The sequence below is a fragment of the Verrucomicrobiota bacterium JB022 genome, from assembly GCA_030673845.1.
Lineage (GTDB): Bacteria > Verrucomicrobiota > Verrucomicrobiia > Opitutales > Oceanipulchritudinaceae > WOUP01.
The window spans coordinates 164557-181357 of record JAUTCQ010000020.1 but is presented as its reverse complement, the minus strand read 5'-3'; the positions used below and the strand labels follow the sequence as shown (position 1 = coordinate 181357).

Below are 16801 nucleotides of genomic sequence, written 5' to 3'. Positions count from 1 at the left end.
AGCCGATGAGCGACACTACGATCACGACAAAAGGGCAGATGACCTTGCCTGCGGACATCCGCAAGCACCTCGACCTGCATCAAGGGGACAGGCTAACCTGCTTCATTGATGAAGGGCGGATCGTCATGGTTCCCCAAAAGCGTCCAATCCGTGAGTTGAAGGGAATGATCAAAATCGACCGCTCGCTTTCGCTCGAAGAGATGGATGAGGCTATTGATGGTATCTGAAAAATATGCAAAAGAGCTTAATCGTAAGGTCCTACCATAGAATGGATAATCCATATACGACTAGCGCAGCCTATACTCCAGAAGAGTTTGAACAACACGTTCAGTGCCTCATTCAAAAGTCTGGTGTGGGGCTCGAGAGTTTTGAGACCACGCGCCGAGAGAAGCTTCAGGGCTGCGATGGAGAATATGAAATAGATGTGGTCGCGAGGTTTGAGGCGCTTAATACACGCTTTATCGTGCTAATTGAGTGTAAGCACCACCGTAACCCTATTAAGCGGGAAATTGTACAGATCCTTGCTGATAGAATTCGTTCTTGTGGTGCACACAAAGGGATGATTTTTTCAACTGTAAGATTCCAAAGAGGTGCAGTCGAATATGCCTTAAGGCATGGCATAGCTTTAGTTAAGGTTACCGATGCAGAGCCAGTTTACTTTAATCGAAGTGGGGATTCAACCAACGAGATACCCACTCGAAAGGGTGGCTGGCTGGTCAGGGAGGGAAAGGCGAATAAGGTCCGTTATTCTGCCTTTGATATCTGGAACGTCTCATTGCTGATGGAAGCATTTAATGAGGAGGTAGCCGATAAGGCAGCTGTGGCGATAGAGTTTGACGAAGATTACTGATAGCCTCCGCGCTTGCCAAGCGCGCTGCGGTCGCAGAACGTTTTGAGATGGACGACGATTACAGCTTTCGCTTCGGGGGCATTGGCCGCTTGTATGGGCAAGCGGGCCTGCAGCGGTTGCGCGAGGCGAGGGTAGCCGTGGTGGGCCTCGGGGGCGTTGGCTCGTGGATTGTGGAGGCTCTCGCGCGCAGCGGGGTGGGGCACCTGACCCTGATCGACCTCGACGAGGTTTGCGTGAGCAACGTCAACCGCCAGCTGCACGCGCTGGAGGGCAACATCGGGCGGGCCAAGGCCGCCGTGCTCGCCGAGCGCGCACGCTTGATCCAGCCGACGATCTCGGTCGACGTCCAGCAGGTCTACTTCTCCGAGCGCAATGCCGATGCGCTGCTTTCGCCGGGCTTCGACGTGGTCGTCGACGCCATTGACGCGCTCACGCCCAAGGCGCACCTGCTCGCCGAGTGCTGCTTTCGCGGCATCCGGGTGGTGACCTCCGGCGGGGCGGGCGGCAAGCGCGATGCAACTCAAATCCGGGTGGCCGACATCACCAAGGCGATCAACGACCCGCTGCTGGCGATGACGCGCAAGAAGCTGCGCAAGGATTTCGGCTTCCCTCGTGAGACGCGCCGTCGCTGGCGTATCCCCAGTGTATTTTCGCCGGAAGAGCCCGTCTACCCGCATCAGGACGGCAGCGTTTGCGCCACCCCGGAGCCGGGCACGGAGCTACGGCTGAACTGCGACTACGGCTACGGCACCGCCACGCATATTACGGGCACGGTCGGCTTCATCATGAGCGGGCTCGTCCTGCAGATGCTGACGGAGGACATCCGCCGCCCGATCAACCCCCGCGCCATCGCGGAAGCCAAAGCTCAGGAAGCGTAAGACCATGATTTTTGCGATCGAAAGCTCGTGCGACGAGTCGGCCGTGGCCCTGTTCGACCCTGCCAAGGGCATCGTGGGCGAGTGGGTGCAAAGCTCCCTCCAGCGCCACCAGGAATACGGCGGCATTGTGCCCGATGTGGCCAGCCGTGCCCACCTCGAGTTCTTCCCGTGGCTCGTCAAGGTGGCCAAGGAAGAGCTGGGGGACGCACGCCCCTCGCAGATCGCAGTGACGACGGGCCCGGGGCTCGCGGGCTGCCTTGCCCTCGGCGTGTCGCTGGCACAGGCGCTCGGCTTGGCGTGGCAGGTTCCAGTCGTGGGCGTCAATCACCTGCGCGGGCACGTCTATTCGCCCTTCATCGGCACCCATGCGGCCGATCCGGCAAATTTCGGGCCGGGCCAGTCGAGTTTTCGGGCGCTGCTGCCGCACCTCGGCATGATCGTCTCGGGTGGCAATACCATCCTGTGCGAGATCGACGAAGACGAGCGCGTTCACATTCTCGCCCAGACGGTCGACGATGCGGCGGGCGAGGCGCTCGACAAGGGCGCGAAACTGCTCGGCATGCCATACCCGGGTGGTCCGCTGATCGAGCGCACGGCCGAGGGGGGAGACCCAGCGGCCTATGACTTTCCGCGCGGCTTCCTCAATTCCGGCGAGCCCAAATTTTCCTTCTCCGGCCTCAAGACCAGCCTCCGCTATACGCTGGAGGGGATGGACGATGAGAAGCTCGAACGGGTCTTGCCCAACCTGTGCGCGAGCTATCAGCAGGCGGTGATCGATTCGCTGGTGGGCAAGACGCGGCAGATCTGGCGACGACAGCGCGGCCGCTGGAAGAGCATGGGCCTCTCGGGCGGGGTCGCCAACAACCGGAGCTTGCGTGCCGCCTTCGGGGCGCTGGCCGAGGAGGCCCGTTTGCCTCTGCTGATCGCCGAGCCCCGCCACACGGGCGACAATGCGAGCATGATCGCCTTTGCCGCCTATCTGGACCCGCAGGGCGTGCAGCCTGCCCAAGCTGGCCTGCTTACCTTCGATCCCAGCTGGGAGTTGAAGTAGGGTTGTTTGTAGCGATTATGTCGCTTCGGTGGGCCTCTGGACTGAAAGGTGTCTTCCAAAAGGGCAGTAGCGTTGTGTGCATTTGAACACAAAATACAGTAATACCCTTAATCAGCCGTAAGGCGAAAGGTTTAATCGTTTGTTTTAGTTCCCTCACGCGTTGATTTTCAATTTGAGTTCTGTTCGTATGAGGTGAAGTTGAAGGGTAAATGCGGTGAAATAAGTTTGCCGTTTCATTTGCAAATCCCCCAGAAACTCAACTTCAATGCCAAGGCATACCTTTGGGCTTCAAGAGCCTACCGCGCTCAAATGCTGATATTTTCAGCTTTTTAGCGTTTCTGTTCGAGCTGACTTGAACCGAATTACTCAGAGAAGGAAAGGTCTTGGCTGCTTCTTGTTCATGAATTCTACCCAAAAAAATGGTGAAAAGATTTTGTCTTTTCACGAAAGCCGTAAGTTGCCCTCTACCCTTTCAGCGTGTGTCACCAAGACTTGGTGGCCGCTCATGTGCCTTTTTGCCGTTGCTCCTGCCATCCCCGCCCAAGCTCAGGAGGCCCCGGTTGCCACTCCCGATGCAGCGCAACAAGGCACCGGCACCGTGCGCGGTCGGGTGCTGAATGAGGCTACCGGCCGTTATCTGCGGAATGCGCGTATTACTCTGGCGGGTACTGACCGCTTTGTCTTCTCCAACGAATACGGCGAGTTTACCCTTTCGGGCGTGCCGGCGGGCGCCCAGACACTGAGCGTCTTCTACACCGGCCTCGAAACCCAGCAGATCCCGGTCACGGTGGTGGCCGACCAGAGTGCCTCCGTGCGGGTAAACCTCAACCCAGCCCGCGCGCCGGTCACCCCGGCTCAGACCGGCGAAGGTGACGAGGATATCTTCGAGCTCGAAGCCTTTGAAGTCACGGCAGGAGACATGGGGGCCGACGCGCTGGCCCTCAACGAGCAGCGCTTTTCGGAAAACCTCAAGAACGTCGTCTCGACCGATGCCTTTGGCGAAGTGTCGCAAGGCAATATCGGCGAGTTCATGAAGCACATGCCGGGGGTGACGATCGAGTATAACGGCAACGTCGCCCAGGGCGTGCAGGTCCGCGGCTTTTCCTCGAACTTCACCAATGTGACGGTCGACGGCGGGCAGATTGCGAGTGCCGCCACCAACTCCACCCAAAACCACTCGCGCAGCTTCGGCCTCGATCAGACGAGCATCAACAACGTCTCGCGCATCGAGGTGACGAAGCTGCCCACGGCGGCGGATTCGGCCAACTCGCTCGGTGGCTCGGTCAACCTGATCTCCAAGTCTGCCTTCGAGTATGCCCAACCCGAGCTCAACTACTCGGCCTACCTCTCGATCAACAGCAACGCCGTCAACCTCAAGTCGCCGGGGCCGGGCGAGCACAGCTCGTTCAAGACGCTGCCCTCGGTCAGCCTGAGCTACGCGCTGCCCATGACCGACGATCTGGGCTTCGTCTTCAGCGGCGCCAGCGCCAACCAGTTCAACCTCAGCCGCACCAACGTCCCCACCTATCAGTATGACGACCTTGGGAGCGACACCTATCTCAGGCAGGTCAGCACCCGGACGGAGCAGAGCTCCACTTCGAGGAATTCGGCGGGGATCAAGGCCGACTGGCGTTTCACCGACAACCAGCAGCTTTCGTTTTCCTATTACGGCAATATCTACAACGGCATCTCTGCCTCGCGTCGCCTGACCTTCGTGAGCGGAGAGACGGAAGACCATAGCACCGAATACGTCTACGGCGATGACAACGACGGCCATATCACCCAAGACGGGAACTATCAGGAGCGCGAGAGCGACAACAACACCTTCAACCTGAAGTATACCTATTACGGTGAGCGTTGGGAGGTCGATGCGGGGGCCAGCTACTCCAAGTCGACCAATTCCTATGACGACATGGAAAATGGCTTTTTCCGCACCGTGAACGCGCGTATCTCCGGGCTGCGGGTCAACTTCGACGACATCGACTACAGCACCGGCTCGGTGGGGCAGGTGACGGCCTTTAATGAGGCGGGGCAGCCGGTAGACATCACCGCGATCGACAACTACGAGTTGCGCACCGTTTCCAGCTCTCCCTACGAGTCGTCGGATACGGTGAAGGAAGCGCGCTTCAATGCGGGGTATACCTTCGATTTGCCGGCCCGCCCGACTTTCCGCTTCGGTGGATCTCACAACGACCTCCAGCGGGAAATCGACACCTACACTGCGGAGTGGACCTACGTGGGGCCCGACGGCATCGACAACGGGCTCGATGAAGGCCTGGCGGGGTTGGAGGATACCAACTTCTCCGGCATGTCGCCCGGCTTCAATTACCCGGGCTTCGACTATGCCAGCCCGTGGCGCCTCTACGACTTGTATGTGCAGCATCCGGAGTATTTCCTGCAGACGGATCAGCAGCAATACAACGCGATCCGCTCCCGGGCGATCAGCTCGGCTTCGCTCAACGAAAAGATCACAGCCTACTATGGCATGCTCGAAGGCTGGTTCTTCAACAGCCAACTGCGCCTCGTCGGTGGGGTGCGCTACGAAAAGACGGAGGATGAGGGGGCAGGCTATACCCAGGACGGCGATGTCACCGGAGACCCCGATGCCGAACGGGCCGAACGTGAGTTTACCGTCCGCGGTGCCCAGTTTGGTCGCTCTTACGACGGCTTTTACCCCAGCGCCCACGCCCGCTATAACTTGACGGACAAGCTGGTGCTGCGCGTTGCCTATGCCAAGACGATCGGTCGTCCGGCTTTGCACAACATCGTGCCTTACCGTTGGATCGGTGAGAACACGGGCGAAAACGGGCCTCCGGGCTTTGTCGTGACTTCCAATCCCGGTCTCGAACCCTGGGAGGCCGACAACTACGACGTGTCGCTCGAATACTACACCGATAATGCCGGGGTGATCTCGGTCGGCGTCTTCCGCAAGGAGATCGTCAACTTCTTCACCAATTCAAGGCAGGTCGTCGATCAGGCTCTGATGGATGAATTGGGCTTACCAGAGTATACCCGCGGATGGGAATACCAAACCGAGCGCAACGGGGGCGATGCTCGTATTCAGGGTGTCGAGTTCAATTACGAGCAGCCGCTGACGCCGCTTGGCGATTGGGGCCGCCATTTTACCCTGATGCTCAACTACACCTACCTGCAGCTGGAAGGCGAGAACGAGGCCGACTTCAACGACTTCATCCCCCGCACGGGCAATGCTGCAGTCAAGTTCACTGCGGGCAAGTGGCTTGCCTTTATGAAGTGGAACTACCGTGGCCGTCAGTTCCGCGAGCAATATGACGACCTCGAAGGCGCCAACGAATACATCCGCTCGCGTCTGGAGCTCGACCTCAACGTGGAGTATGCGGTTACGCCCTGGATGTCGCTTTTCGTGGCCGGTCGTAATGTGACCAACGAGTCCTACGAATGGGAAGTCTACAACGGCAACGTGGCGGGCCCGCAGCGCCTCACTTCTTATAGCGAATACGGCGCCCAGTATACCTTCGGCGTAAAGGGGCGGTTCTAGGACCCTTTTCCTCTGGATCGAACCAACAAGAAGCCGGGCGGAGTGCTCTCCAGCCCGGCTTTCTCATGTCCAAAAAGATCCTGGTGCTGCCTTAAGCTTCGACTTCCGGCGCCTGGGCCACCGGCTGTTGCGGTTGGGCCTCGCCGTTGCCGAGGTGGGCCTTGAGCAGGCTGGTCAGATAAGGGATCAGCTGCTTCTTGCGGCTCACGATGCCGTTCAGCTCAAAGATGTCGTGTGCGTCGCGGTTGGGGTAGGTGATGGCGTCGATAAACGGCTCGTTACCGCTCACGAGCAGCAGCGAGTTTTGCGTATTGATGTCGGTCACCAGCAGAGCGGCAAAGTAGTAGCCATCTTCCTTGCAGACGGCCTCCAGCGCCTCCTCGATCTTCTCGCGGTGCTTGAGGAAGTTCTCGAAGCCCAGCTCCTCGATCTGGCTCACGCTGTAGGTCACTTCACCCTCGCTGTAAGCCTTCATGTCGGAGCGGATCACGTCGCGCGGCTCGTTGCTGAGGATGACGGAGCCGGCATTGAAGATCAGCTCGGCCAGATCGTCCGCCTTGGTCTGGGCGATGCCCGAGAGCCACGAGAGCAGGTCGGCATCGCGCTCCGTCGTGGTCGGGCCGCGCAGGTTGAGTGTGTCGGAGATGATGCCGCCCATCAGCACGCCCGCGATGGCGGGGCTCGGCTCGATCCCGTCGCGCTGGAACAGGTCGGCCACGATGGTGGAGGTCGAGCCGACGGGGCGGTTGATGAAAAGGATGGGTTGCTGGGTCGGCGGGTTGCCGAGGCGGTGGTGGTCGATCACTTCCAGGATGTTCACCTGGTCGGCACCCGGCACGGCCTGGCTCAGCTCGTTGTGGTCGACGAGGATCAGGTTGGTCTCGATCGGCTTCACCAGGTCTGTCTTGGAGAAGACGCCGATCAGGCGCTCGTCATCGTCTTTCACCATGTAGGCGACGGCGCGGCTGTTGGCCACCTTGCGCTTCACGAGGCTCAGGCGTTCTTCCGGGCCGAACGACTCGATCTTGTCGGTCGTCATCACGCGGTCGACGCGGCCCGCACTACGGATCACCCACGAGGTGGTGGCGGAGTCGGCCGGGCTGATGATGATGCTCACGCCGCGTTCCTTCGCCATCTCGACCACGTCGTCGTCGACTGGCAGGCCCCCGGTGATCACCAGCAGGCGCATGCCCAGCATGATCGAGCGCTGTTGGATGTCGTAGCGGTCGCCCACCACGATGACGGATTGGCGCGCGAGTGTCTCGTCTTCGGAGTAGCGCTTGCCAAACGAGCGAATGTCCATCGCGCCGACCCGCACAAAGAGGTCTTCGCTGCGGTCCTCGTCCACGAGGTTCACCACCTGGGCCTTCAACGCGCGCACGATGTCGCTGATGCTGGTGAAGACGTGGCGCATCCGCATCTCCTGGCGCGGTTTCGGGATAAAGTAGTCCCCCAGATCAAAAATAGACAGCGTGCCTTTCAGCTGGTTGCCCTCATCGACGACCGGCAGCACGCGGATGCCGTAGCGGTCGATCATTTCCAGCGCTTCCGTGCAGGTCGCATCGACGGGCACCTTGTGGATCTCCGTCGTCATCACATCTTGCACCTTGGGCGTCACATCGCCGATGAAGTTGGGCAGGCGGACATGGAAGCGCTTCAGGATCGCGTCGATTCGAGCGTTGGAGTTGCCGCAACGGGCGGCGCGGCAGTGTTCCTCCCCCTTGGCGTGCTTGTAAGCTTCATAACCGATCGCGGAGCAGATCGCGTCGGCGTCGGGGTTGCGGTGACCAATAATGTGAACCGTTTTCGGCATAGCGGATGGGATACGACTGTGGGGCAAGGTGAGCGTCTATTGTGCCAGAAGGTCTTGCATGAGAGACTTTGCTGGAGTAGCTGCTTGGACTATCGCCCACCGTGGACCGCAAGTCGACCAAAACTTGCTAATGAATCTGTGAACCTCTGTGAATTTCTGCGAACATCTGCTGATCGACGGCTATAACCTCATCCACGCCTGGCCCGAGCTAAGGCAGGTGCTCGACGTGGTGGGGCCGGAGGCTGCCGTCCAGCGCCTCGTCGACCAAGTGCGCGTGCTGCACGATGGCGACCAGCTCCGTACCTCTGTCGTGCTCGATGGAAAGGGCAGCCGCGTCTCGATCGAGCACCCGGGCAAGCAAGAGACCTTTGCCGTCATCTATACGCCGAGTGGGTTAACTGCCGACGCTTTTATCGAGCAGTTTGCCGAGCGGGTCAGCGACCCCGAAAACGTCATCGTGGCGACTCGCGACAACGCTCTTGCGCTGACCGTCTTCTCCTACGGTGGCCGCCATTGGGATCCGGACAAATTGGCCGACCGCCTCGCCGCCGCCGAAAAACGCCAGGCCGCCCGTCTCGCGCAACACCGGGCGCACGCGAAGAAGCAGTGGAAGCGCGGCCTGTTCGATGAGTTTCAGGCGTAGAAAAAACCTTTGCGCCTTACCCCGCTTTGCATAAGGTAGGCCGACGCATGTCCGAGATCGCTTCCTTACCCCACATCGTTGCTGAGATCCAAGGGCTCTATGGCCCCGTTTCGGTGCCTGAGATTCTCGTGCAAAAGCTATGGCGACGAGGCGATTTTGTCCAGGAGGGCCTCCACACGCTCGACGGCCAGCCGCTGCGGGTGATCCAGCCGGGCCAATGGAACCGACAGGGCGGGCCCGATTTCCTCGGCGCCGAGCTGGAGCTCGACGGGCAGACGCGGGTGGGGGACGTCGAAATCCATTTCTACCAGCGCAACTGGTACGACCATGGGCACGACCGCAATCCCGCCTTTGCTAACGTGATCCTGCATGTCGTGGTGTTCGACCCGCGCGAAGGGGAGCGCCCAGCCTGTTACGACACCGGCGCTCCGATCCCGACCCTGTTGCTGGCTCCCTTCTTTCCGGAAGATCTCGAAGCCTACGCGGTCAAGGACGCCTGGATGGCGCTGGAAAACCGCGACATGCTCGACTTGGTGGCCCCACTGCTGGAGCTGCCCGTGGTCGAGCGCCGTGCCCGCCTGCGCCTGCAGGCCCGCCGCCGCTGGCAGCAGAAGATGCGCTTCGCCCGTTACCGCCTCCAGTTGGCTGGGGCGTGGCCGACGGTGGTACACCAGTATACGCTGGAGATGCTCGGGCTGCGGCGCAATCGCGGCCCCATGTCGGGCTTGGCCGAGCGCTTCCCCTTGCAGGAAATGGAAGCGATGGTTGCCCGCGACGGAGTCGAGGCCACTGCCGACCGGCTGATTGCGGTGGAGGAGGGGAACTGGACGCTGGCCGGCATGCGCCCCGCCAATCACCCCCGCGCTCGCCTGCGTCAATACCTCTCGCTGCTCGCCGCACGCCCTGCCTGGCCTCATCGCTTGCGCGACTGGCTGGCATCGCAACAGTGGGAACACCTGCCGGAGGCCAATACGCAAGCCTACCGCCGCCAGTGCCGCCTGGGCGCGCACCTGCGAGAGCTGGAGAAAGACGTGCTGGCGGGCACCATCGGCGGCTCCCGCTTTGCAACCCTGTGTGTAGATGCCTTCTGGCCGCTCGCCGCTGCCGAATTCGACGCCGAAGAGCTGTGGTGGCTGCCATGGTTTCACAGCCCGGCGGGGGATTTGCCCGATGCGCTCGACGACTACCTGCGCCTCTCTGCCGTACAGGATCGCCAGTGGCCGGCCTGCAACGGCTGGGGGCAGGGCGCGCTCGAACGATTGCTGACGCGCGAGCTGCAACCTTGGCGGGCCATTACCGCTTAAGGGCGCCATCCTTCCGCTAGCCAGCCTTTTTGTGAATAGAAGCCGGGCAACTTGCGTCAGACAAGTCGTTCTGCTATCCTGCCTTTTGTCATGGAACTCGATCCCAATCGCATCAACTTCCCCCCGTTCTCACTCCGTCGGCTCATGGAGACCTGCTTTGGCCGCGGCCAAGGGGAGAGGCTCTGTATCCTTATCGACCTGCCCGACCCGCAGGAGGTGAAGGATTTTGCATTTCTCGACAACCCTCGTCTCTCAATCCAGAACTACGGCTACGAAGTCTTTTACAAGGGCTTCCAGAACGGTGGTCTCAAGGAGATGAACTACACCGGCGGCGAATTGTATGCCTATCGGGAAACCGGCGGCAGCAACCTCGACCTCGAAGACGAGGCTTACGACACCCAAGGCAAGAAGCTGAGCCTCGACCGTGACATTTACCCCCATTACGACGTCATCCTGACCGTCTCGACTTTTTCGGCTACCGCGCCCCTCACCGCCAAGTGCAAGCAGTTTGGCTTCCGCGGTGCCACCCTCCACGGCCTCAACCAGATCATCGTCGATACCGGCCTCAGCGTAGACTACAACATGGTCAGCGAAAACGCCGAAAAGCTGCGTTTGGGCCTGACCAAGGCCGATTGGTTCGAGATCGACTTCGAGGTAGAAGGCCAGAAGACCACTTTGCGCCTCTACACCAATGGCCAGGAAGCCCAGAAAAGCCACGGCCTCTGCCCGCGCGGCGCGCCCGATGTGGCCAACCTGCCCGCCGGCGAGGTCTATTTCGTGCCGCAGGGTGCCGAAGGCAAATTCCCCTTCAAATACGACGAGGAAACGTTGGGCCTCCTGACGGTGAAAGACGGCAAGATCGTCTCCAGCCGCCTGATCTACGGCGACTACGCCCTGATCGAGGAGCACAACGAGAAACTGAAATACGACCCGATGGTCGGTGCGCTCGGCGAGTTGGGTTTTGGCACGCAGGTGCTGCCCTTCAGCGGTCGCGACATTCAGGACGAGAAGATCCTGGGCACGATCCACATCGCCACCGGTCGCGATGACCACCTTGGCGGCCACATCACGCCCGACCTTTTCAAGGAGCGCGAACACGCCAGCCACGACGACGTGCTATACGCCCCGCACAAGACGCCCGAAGTCCGCCTGCCCGAGGTACGCATGCACAAAGACGGCGAGACGATCGTGATCATGGGGCACTACCAGCCCGGCCAGTATATGGTCGACCTGCTCAACCGCAGCCTCCAGCCCGCCTTGGCCTAACCCTTTTTCGTGGTGAGCAACTGCTTCACCTGCAGGGCCCGCTCTTGCCAGAGAGCGGGCTTTTTCATCGGCCTACAGCGACAGGCTGTTGCCCATCGAGAGCACACTGAGCACGACAGCGCTGGCGATAATCGCAACCATCGTGATCGCTCCACCCAAGGCGACGGACGCTGTAACCGTCGTCAAGAGGCGTAACTGGCCGGAAAGCTCGTCGCGGTAGATCCGGTTGATGTCCTCAAGGCTGTTGACCACATCGCCCGTGTTTTCGCCCACCTTCAGGATGTCCATCGCCACGTCGGGCAGGAAGTGGACCCGCTCGAATGCAGTGGCGAGCGACACACCCTCCTGGATCTGGCGGCGCGCCATCGTAAACTTGGCCCGCATTACGCCGTTGCCGATCACCTTCTCCACCAGGCGCAAGGCCTCGGTCGTGTTCACGCCGCTGCGCAGCAAGGTGCCGAGCAGGTGGGTGACGGTATAGACCGTGTTGTAGAGTGCGATCTTGCCCAGCAGCGGCAGCTTCAGCGCGATGATGTCGGTATACCAGCGCCCCTTGGCCGAGCGGCGGGCAGCCGCGATGCCAAAGCCGATGGCCACCACGATAAGGGCGACCAGCCAACCCCAGCGGGTGGTGAAATCCGTGCCGCCGATCATGAGCTTCGTCACCAGCGGCAGCTCACCTCCCAGCTTCGTCAGCATATCCTCGATCTGCGGGATGAGGAAGACGATCAGCATGATCATCACCCCCAGCGCCATCGTGACGATAAAGGCGGGGTAGGCGATCTTGGCGCCCAAGTCCTTCCGAATCGCCGCACGCTCTTCAAGGTAAGAGACCGTGCGGGCCAGGACGGGGGCCAGATTGCCGCTCGCCTCACCGGCTTCGATCAGGTGCAGCGTGGCGGTGTTGAAAAGCTGGGTTTGCTGGCTCAAGGCGTGGGCGAGCGTCCGGCCCTCGCTCAGCTCGCGCCACACGGCCTGGCAGAGGTCCTTCAGCGTCGGGTCGCTTACGCGCTGGCTCAGCAGGCGCACGGCGTCGCCCGGGGGCATCCCGGCTTGCAACAGCACGAGCAGTCGCTTGCAGAACTCAAGGCCCAACTGATGCTTGTTGGTGCGCTTGAAGAGCGGCTTGCGGCGGTCGGAGGCGTAGAAGTTCAGGTCTGCCGCCATCTCGTCGGGCGTCTGCTGGGCAGCCTTGCCGGGCTCCTGAATCACGCTGACGCTCAGCGGGCGCAGTTGACGGGCCTGCAGCTTCGAGATCAGGTTGCGGCGGTCTGCCGCTTCCAGTTGACCGCTTTGGCTGCGTCCGGTGACGTCGATGGCCTTGTAGGAAAAGAGGGGCATGTCTTATTCGTCGGAGCGGCTGAAGCGCATGATTTCCTTGATGCTCGTGCGTCCACGGGTCGCCTGGATCCAGCCGCTCTGCTGCAGCGTCGTCATCCCGTGCTTGAGCGCTTCAATGCGGATTTCGTGGGCGGAGGCCTTCTTCACGATCAGCTCGTGCAAGTGGTCGTCTACGCGCAGGATTTCAAACAGGCCTACGCGCCCGCGATAGCCGAGCCCATGGCAATGCTCGCAGCCGGCGGGTTCGTAAAGGGTGGTGTTCAGGTTTTCCTCCGTCACCGGCAGCTTCAGCGCGCGCAGGCACTCGGTGAGATATGCGCGGGAGTGCTGGACGGGCTTGGCGCACTTCGAGCACAGGCGGCGCACCAGGCGTTGGGCCAGGATCAGCTCCACGGCAGAGGCGACGAGGAACGGCTCGATATCCATGTCGATCAAGCGGGTCAGCGCTCCGGGGGCGTCGTTGGTGTGCAGGGTCGAGAACACCAAGTGACCGGTGAGCGCCGCGCGGATCGCGATGTCGGCCGTCTCGCCGTCCCGGATTTCACCGACCATGATCACGTCGGGGTCTTGACGCAGGATGTGGCGCAGTGCGGCGGCGAAGGTAAAGCCGATCTCCTTGTGCACCTGCGTCTGGTTGACGCCTTCGACTTCGTATTCCACCGGGTCTTCGACCGTGATGATGCGACGGCCCGGGGTGTTGATGTCGCGGATAAAAGCGTTGAGCGAGGTCGACTTACCGCTACCGGTGGGGCCGGTGACGAGGATGATGCCGTAGGGCAGGCCGAGCACCTTGCGGATGCGCTCCTGATCCTCGGCCGACATGCCCAGCTCTTCCATCGAGAGCGGCTGGCTCTTTTGATTGAGGAGGCGCAGCGAGATACTTTCGCCATACATCGTGGGCATGGTCGAAATACGGATGTCCAGCTCCGTGCCGCTCTGGCGGTAGACGATACGACCGTCCTGCGGGCGGCGCTTCTCGGAGATGTTCAGCTTGGCCATGATCTTGAGACGCGCGATGATGGCGCTCTCGAAGTCGACCAGGTTGTCCGGCACACGCACGGGTACCAGCTCGCCGTCGATCCGGTAGCGGATCTGCAGGCTCTCCTTCAGCGGTTCGAAGTGGATGTCGGTCGCGCGGTCTTCGACGGCCTTGGCGATGACTTCGTTGACGAAGCGGATGATCGCAGCATTGGCGTCTTCCTCCACATCCTGGAGGCGCGAAACGTCGTCGGTCGCGATGTCGGACTCGCTGAGGGACTCGGCGCCGACCCCGAAACGCTGCGTCAGCATGTCGCCAATCGCACGGGCGGGCCCGATAAACCAGGCCGGGAAACGCCCGCTGCTGGTATAGACCCAGTCGTCCATCTCCGGGGTGGGGAACCACGGGGTGATCAGCGGCAGGCGCGTGTCGCCCTCGGGCAGCTTGTGCGCGATCGGCAGACACTGGAAGGCGTTGAGTAGGCGCAGCGGGAGCTGTTCGGTCACGTTCTGGACCAGCTCAAAGCTCTCCAGATACGGGTAACCGGCTTGCTCGGCCAATTTTTGCGCGAGTTCCTTTTCGCCCTCGCGCCGAAAGCGGGCCAGCAACGGCATCTTCTGCCCACGCGGAGCCTCGGCAAACATCTGCTTCTGCTCGTCGGGCAGGTTTGCCGTCAGTTGCTCAAGGTAATCGATCGTTGGAGAAATCATGGCGTTGCGGTGAAGACCGGGGAATCGGGTTTGCCTCCCGCCCAAGCAGGCGCAGGAGGCAGCGGCATCTAGCGGTTGTAGCGGCGCGGTACGCTGTTGCGGGAAGTGTCTTCCAGCGGCTCGTCGGTTACGGGCACCTGGTCGTCTCCATCTTCGTTCAGTCTGAGCCCCTCGTCATTCAGAGGAGGCTCGCCGCGGGGGCGGAATGTGCCGGTCTCGAGGTAATCACGCACTTGGGCGCCCTTTTCCATCCGGTCGAGCATCACGCCGGCGTCTTCCGAGATTTCGCCAGGGGTGCGCAAGATAGTCGGGCGGATAAAGATGAGCAGTTCCGTCCGTGTATTGCTCTTGGTCGTGCGATTGAACAGCTTGTTGAGGAGCGGGATCTTGCCGAGAATCGGGTTGCTGGACTCTGTTTCGGCAGTGTCGTTGCGCTGCAACCCCCCCAGCACGACCATGCCGCCATTCTCGACGCTGACAAAGGAGTTGGCCCGCCGCGTGCCGATAATCGGCTGATTCTGTTCACCGATATTAACTTCGCCGATCACGTTATCGACGGTCTGCTCGATCTCCAACTGGATGACGCCATCGTCGCCGATCAATGGTGTCACATTCAGCTCCAGGTTGATGTCCTTGAACTGAATCTGATTAGTGATGGCGTTGTTGTTGGTATTCAGATTGGTGGTGCTACTGGTCAACACCGGGCGCTGTTCACCAACCGAAATGCTGGCCTCGCGATTGTGCGTGGTCACGATCGTGGGCGCAGAAAGCACCGAAGCGTTTCGGTTCGTCTGCACGGTTTGGAAAACGATATCCAGGCCGAAGCTGGAGTCGGGGCCGAAGTAGAGCGGCGCATTAAAGCCGACGCCCCAAGGGGCACTGAACGGGTCTAGGATCCAGCCATCGCTGGTCGTCGGCTTCCCGGTACCAGTCGTGGTGGTGTTTCCATCGCTATCGGTGGTGGTAGAGGTATCCGTCGACTTGGCACTGCTGCCAAAGTTGTTGTTGTAGGAAATCCCGAAGGCCCCGAGCCCCGAAACATCATTGTCTCCGAGCGTCACGTCGGTAATCACCACCTCGATGCGCACCTGGGCCAGCAGCACGTCGATCTCGGAGATCAGCTGTTCGAGGTAGCGCAGGTCGTTTTCCGTCCCGGAGGCGACGACGCGGTTCGCGCGCTCGTCGGAGACGATCGTCATGAAGTCGCTGAACTGCAGGTTGGAAGCGTCGGCGCGGAGGGCTGCGGCGGCCTGGTTGCTGCGAGCGCGTTCGGCGGCGGCCCGTTGCTGGGCGACAGTCGGTTGCTCGCCCGAACGGTTGTCGCGGGCGTCCTTCTGTCCGGTTACCACCTGCTCGATCAGGCTCACGACGTCTTCGGCCGTGGCATAGCGGATCGGGTAGACCTTGGTGCGCGTCATCGGCGCCACATCCACGTCGAGTTGCTCGACCAGCTGGCGGATGAGCTGTTCGTTGCCCGGGTGGGTAAAGGCGATGACCTGGTTGGTCCGCTCGTCGGCGTCAAAACTGGTGTTGAACTCCAGTTGGCGGCGCAGCGGGCCGGCCTGGAGCTGCTGCATGCGCTGCAGGGCGTCGCGCGAGCTGATGTTGTTCAAGGGGATGAACAGCATCTTGATGTTGGGCTGCGCGGGCGAGTCGATGATCGTGAGGAGGCGCTCGATCCGCTGGAGGTTGACCAGCGGGTCTGTCACCAGCACGGCGCTCGACTTGTGGTAGACGAGCGGGGCGCCTTGCGACATCAGCGGCTGGATGGCGGGTACCGCCTCATCAGTCGTCAAATAGCTGAGGTGGAAGAGCTTCTGGTAAATTTGCTGCGAAGACTTGGCATTGAGGGTCGAGCCCTCCCAGAGCGGCGGGGTCTGGTTGACCGCGATGCCGGTGTGGACCGCCTTGAGGAATTCGTCGCCCAGAGGGAGGATCGCGATGCCGTTGAGGGCGAGCAAGCTCTCGATCGCACGGATCGCCTCGCCACGGTTCATCTGGCCCTGGCTGTAGAAGCTCACCTTTACCTCGGGCAGGCCCTGCTGGCGGAGAATAGGCTTGCTGGTGTAGTTTTCCAGCATCTGGAGCACGTCTTGCGTGCCCATTTGGGAGATGCGGATCACGCCCACCGGGTCTTGCATGCGGTCCGGCGCCATGGTGTCGGCCACGCTGGCGGGCGCTTGGGATTCATCGCCGGTCGCCGAGCGGTTGACGACGGTGGTGCCGCTGCCGGGCGTGCGGAGCGAGGAGGGCAGCGAAGACGGGGCGCTGGGGGGAGGCCCAAAAGGCGGCGGAGTGGTCGGCGGGGGCGGCGGCGTCCCCCGAGGAGGCGTGGTGGGCTGAGCCCAAGCCAGCGTGGAGCCCAGCAGCAGCAGGCTCAGCGTGCTGGCGCGTTGCCAGGCGGTGGGGCGGGTGACGCTGGAAGCGGAAGCAGGAATTCGCATCGGGG

12 protein-coding genes are annotated in these 16801 nt (G+C 61.3%); 8 read left to right on the top strand and 4 right to left on the bottom strand.

Going from position 1 to position 16801, the window contains the following annotated elements:
• Window positions 1–5: 5 nt before the first annotated feature.
• The 5 genes from Q7P63_16255 (at window position 6) to Q7P63_16235 (ending at window position 6296) form a co-directional block, all read left to right on the top strand.
• Window positions 6–227, top strand: coding sequence for an AbrB/MazE/SpoVT family DNA-binding domain-containing protein (locus Q7P63_16255; protein MDP0501646.1), 222 nt, complete (start codon window positions 6–8; stop codon window positions 225–227).
• A gap of 41 nt (window positions 228–268) precedes the next feature.
• The gene (locus tag Q7P63_16250) at window positions 269–850 is read left to right on the top strand and encodes a restriction endonuclease (GenBank protein MDP0501645.1); all 582 of its coding nucleotides are present in this window, start codon (window positions 269–271) and stop codon (window positions 848–850) included.
• 47 nt (window positions 851–897) lie between these two features.
• Window positions 898–1728: a tRNA threonylcarbamoyladenosine dehydratase gene (locus Q7P63_16245; GenBank protein MDP0501644.1), complete on the top strand. Its 831-nt coding sequence runs from the start codon at window positions 898–900 to the stop codon at window positions 1726–1728.
• A gap of 4 nt (window positions 1729–1732) precedes the next feature.
• On the top strand, window positions 1733–2779 hold the full coding sequence (tsaD, locus tag Q7P63_16240) for a tRNA (adenosine(37)-N6)-threonylcarbamoyltransferase complex transferase subunit TsaD (GenBank protein MDP0501643.1): 1047 nt from the start codon (window positions 1733–1735) through the stop codon (window positions 2777–2779).
• A 505-nt stretch (window positions 2780–3284) separates the two neighbouring features.
• The gene (locus Q7P63_16235; GenBank protein ID MDP0501642.1) at window positions 3285–6296 is read left to right on the top strand and encodes a TonB-dependent receptor; all 3012 of its coding nucleotides are present in this window, start codon (window positions 3285–3287) and stop codon (window positions 6294–6296) included.
• A 91-nt stretch (window positions 6297–6387) separates the two neighbouring features.
• Here the strand turns inward: Q7P63_16235 and Q7P63_16230 are convergent, their stop codons facing one another.
• Window positions 6388–8109 carry a putative manganese-dependent inorganic diphosphatase gene (locus Q7P63_16230; GenBank protein MDP0501641.1) on the bottom strand — a complete coding sequence of 574 codons (1722 nt, stop codon included), beginning with the start codon at window positions 8107–8109 and terminating at the stop codon, window positions 6388–6390.
• Window positions 8110–8257: 148 nt separating this feature from the next.
• Here Q7P63_16230 and Q7P63_16225 point away from each other — a divergent pair, with 148 nt between their 5' ends.
• The 3 genes from Q7P63_16225 to Q7P63_16215 all read left to right on the top strand — a co-directional run bounded on the left by Q7P63_16225 (window position 8258) and on the right by Q7P63_16215 (window position 11322).
• Window positions 8258–8752, top strand: coding sequence for an NYN domain-containing protein (locus Q7P63_16225; protein MDP0501640.1), 495 nt, complete (start codon window positions 8258–8260; stop codon window positions 8750–8752).
• A gap of 47 nt (window positions 8753–8799) precedes the next feature.
• On the top strand, window positions 8800–10056 hold the full coding sequence (locus Q7P63_16220; protein ID MDP0501639.1) for a DUF2851 family protein: 1257 nt from the start codon (window positions 8800–8802) through the stop codon (window positions 10054–10056).
• Window positions 10057–10146: 90 nt separating this feature from the next.
• A complete protein-coding gene (locus tag Q7P63_16215; protein MDP0501638.1) occupies window positions 10147–11322 on the top strand; it encodes a hypothetical protein in 1176 nt (391 codons plus the stop codon).
• Window positions 11323–11394: 72 nt separating this feature from the next.
• Here the strand turns inward: Q7P63_16215 and Q7P63_16210 are convergent, their stop codons facing one another.
• The 3 genes from Q7P63_16210 to Q7P63_16200 form a co-directional block, all read right to left on the bottom strand.
• A complete protein-coding gene (locus Q7P63_16210) occupies window positions 11395–12663 on the bottom strand; it encodes a type II secretion system F family protein (GenBank protein ID MDP0501637.1) in 1269 nt (422 codons plus the stop codon).
• A gap of 3 nt (window positions 12664–12666) precedes the next feature.
• The gene (locus Q7P63_16205) at window positions 12667–14352 is read right to left on the bottom strand and encodes an ATPase, T2SS/T4P/T4SS family (protein ID MDP0501636.1); all 1686 of its coding nucleotides are present in this window, start codon (window positions 14350–14352) and stop codon (window positions 12667–12669) included.
• A gap of 68 nt (window positions 14353–14420) precedes the next feature.
• A complete protein-coding gene (locus Q7P63_16200) occupies window positions 14421–16796 on the bottom strand; it encodes a secretin N-terminal domain-containing protein (protein ID MDP0501635.1) in 2376 nt (791 codons plus the stop codon).
• Window positions 16797–16801: the final 5 nt, after the last annotated feature.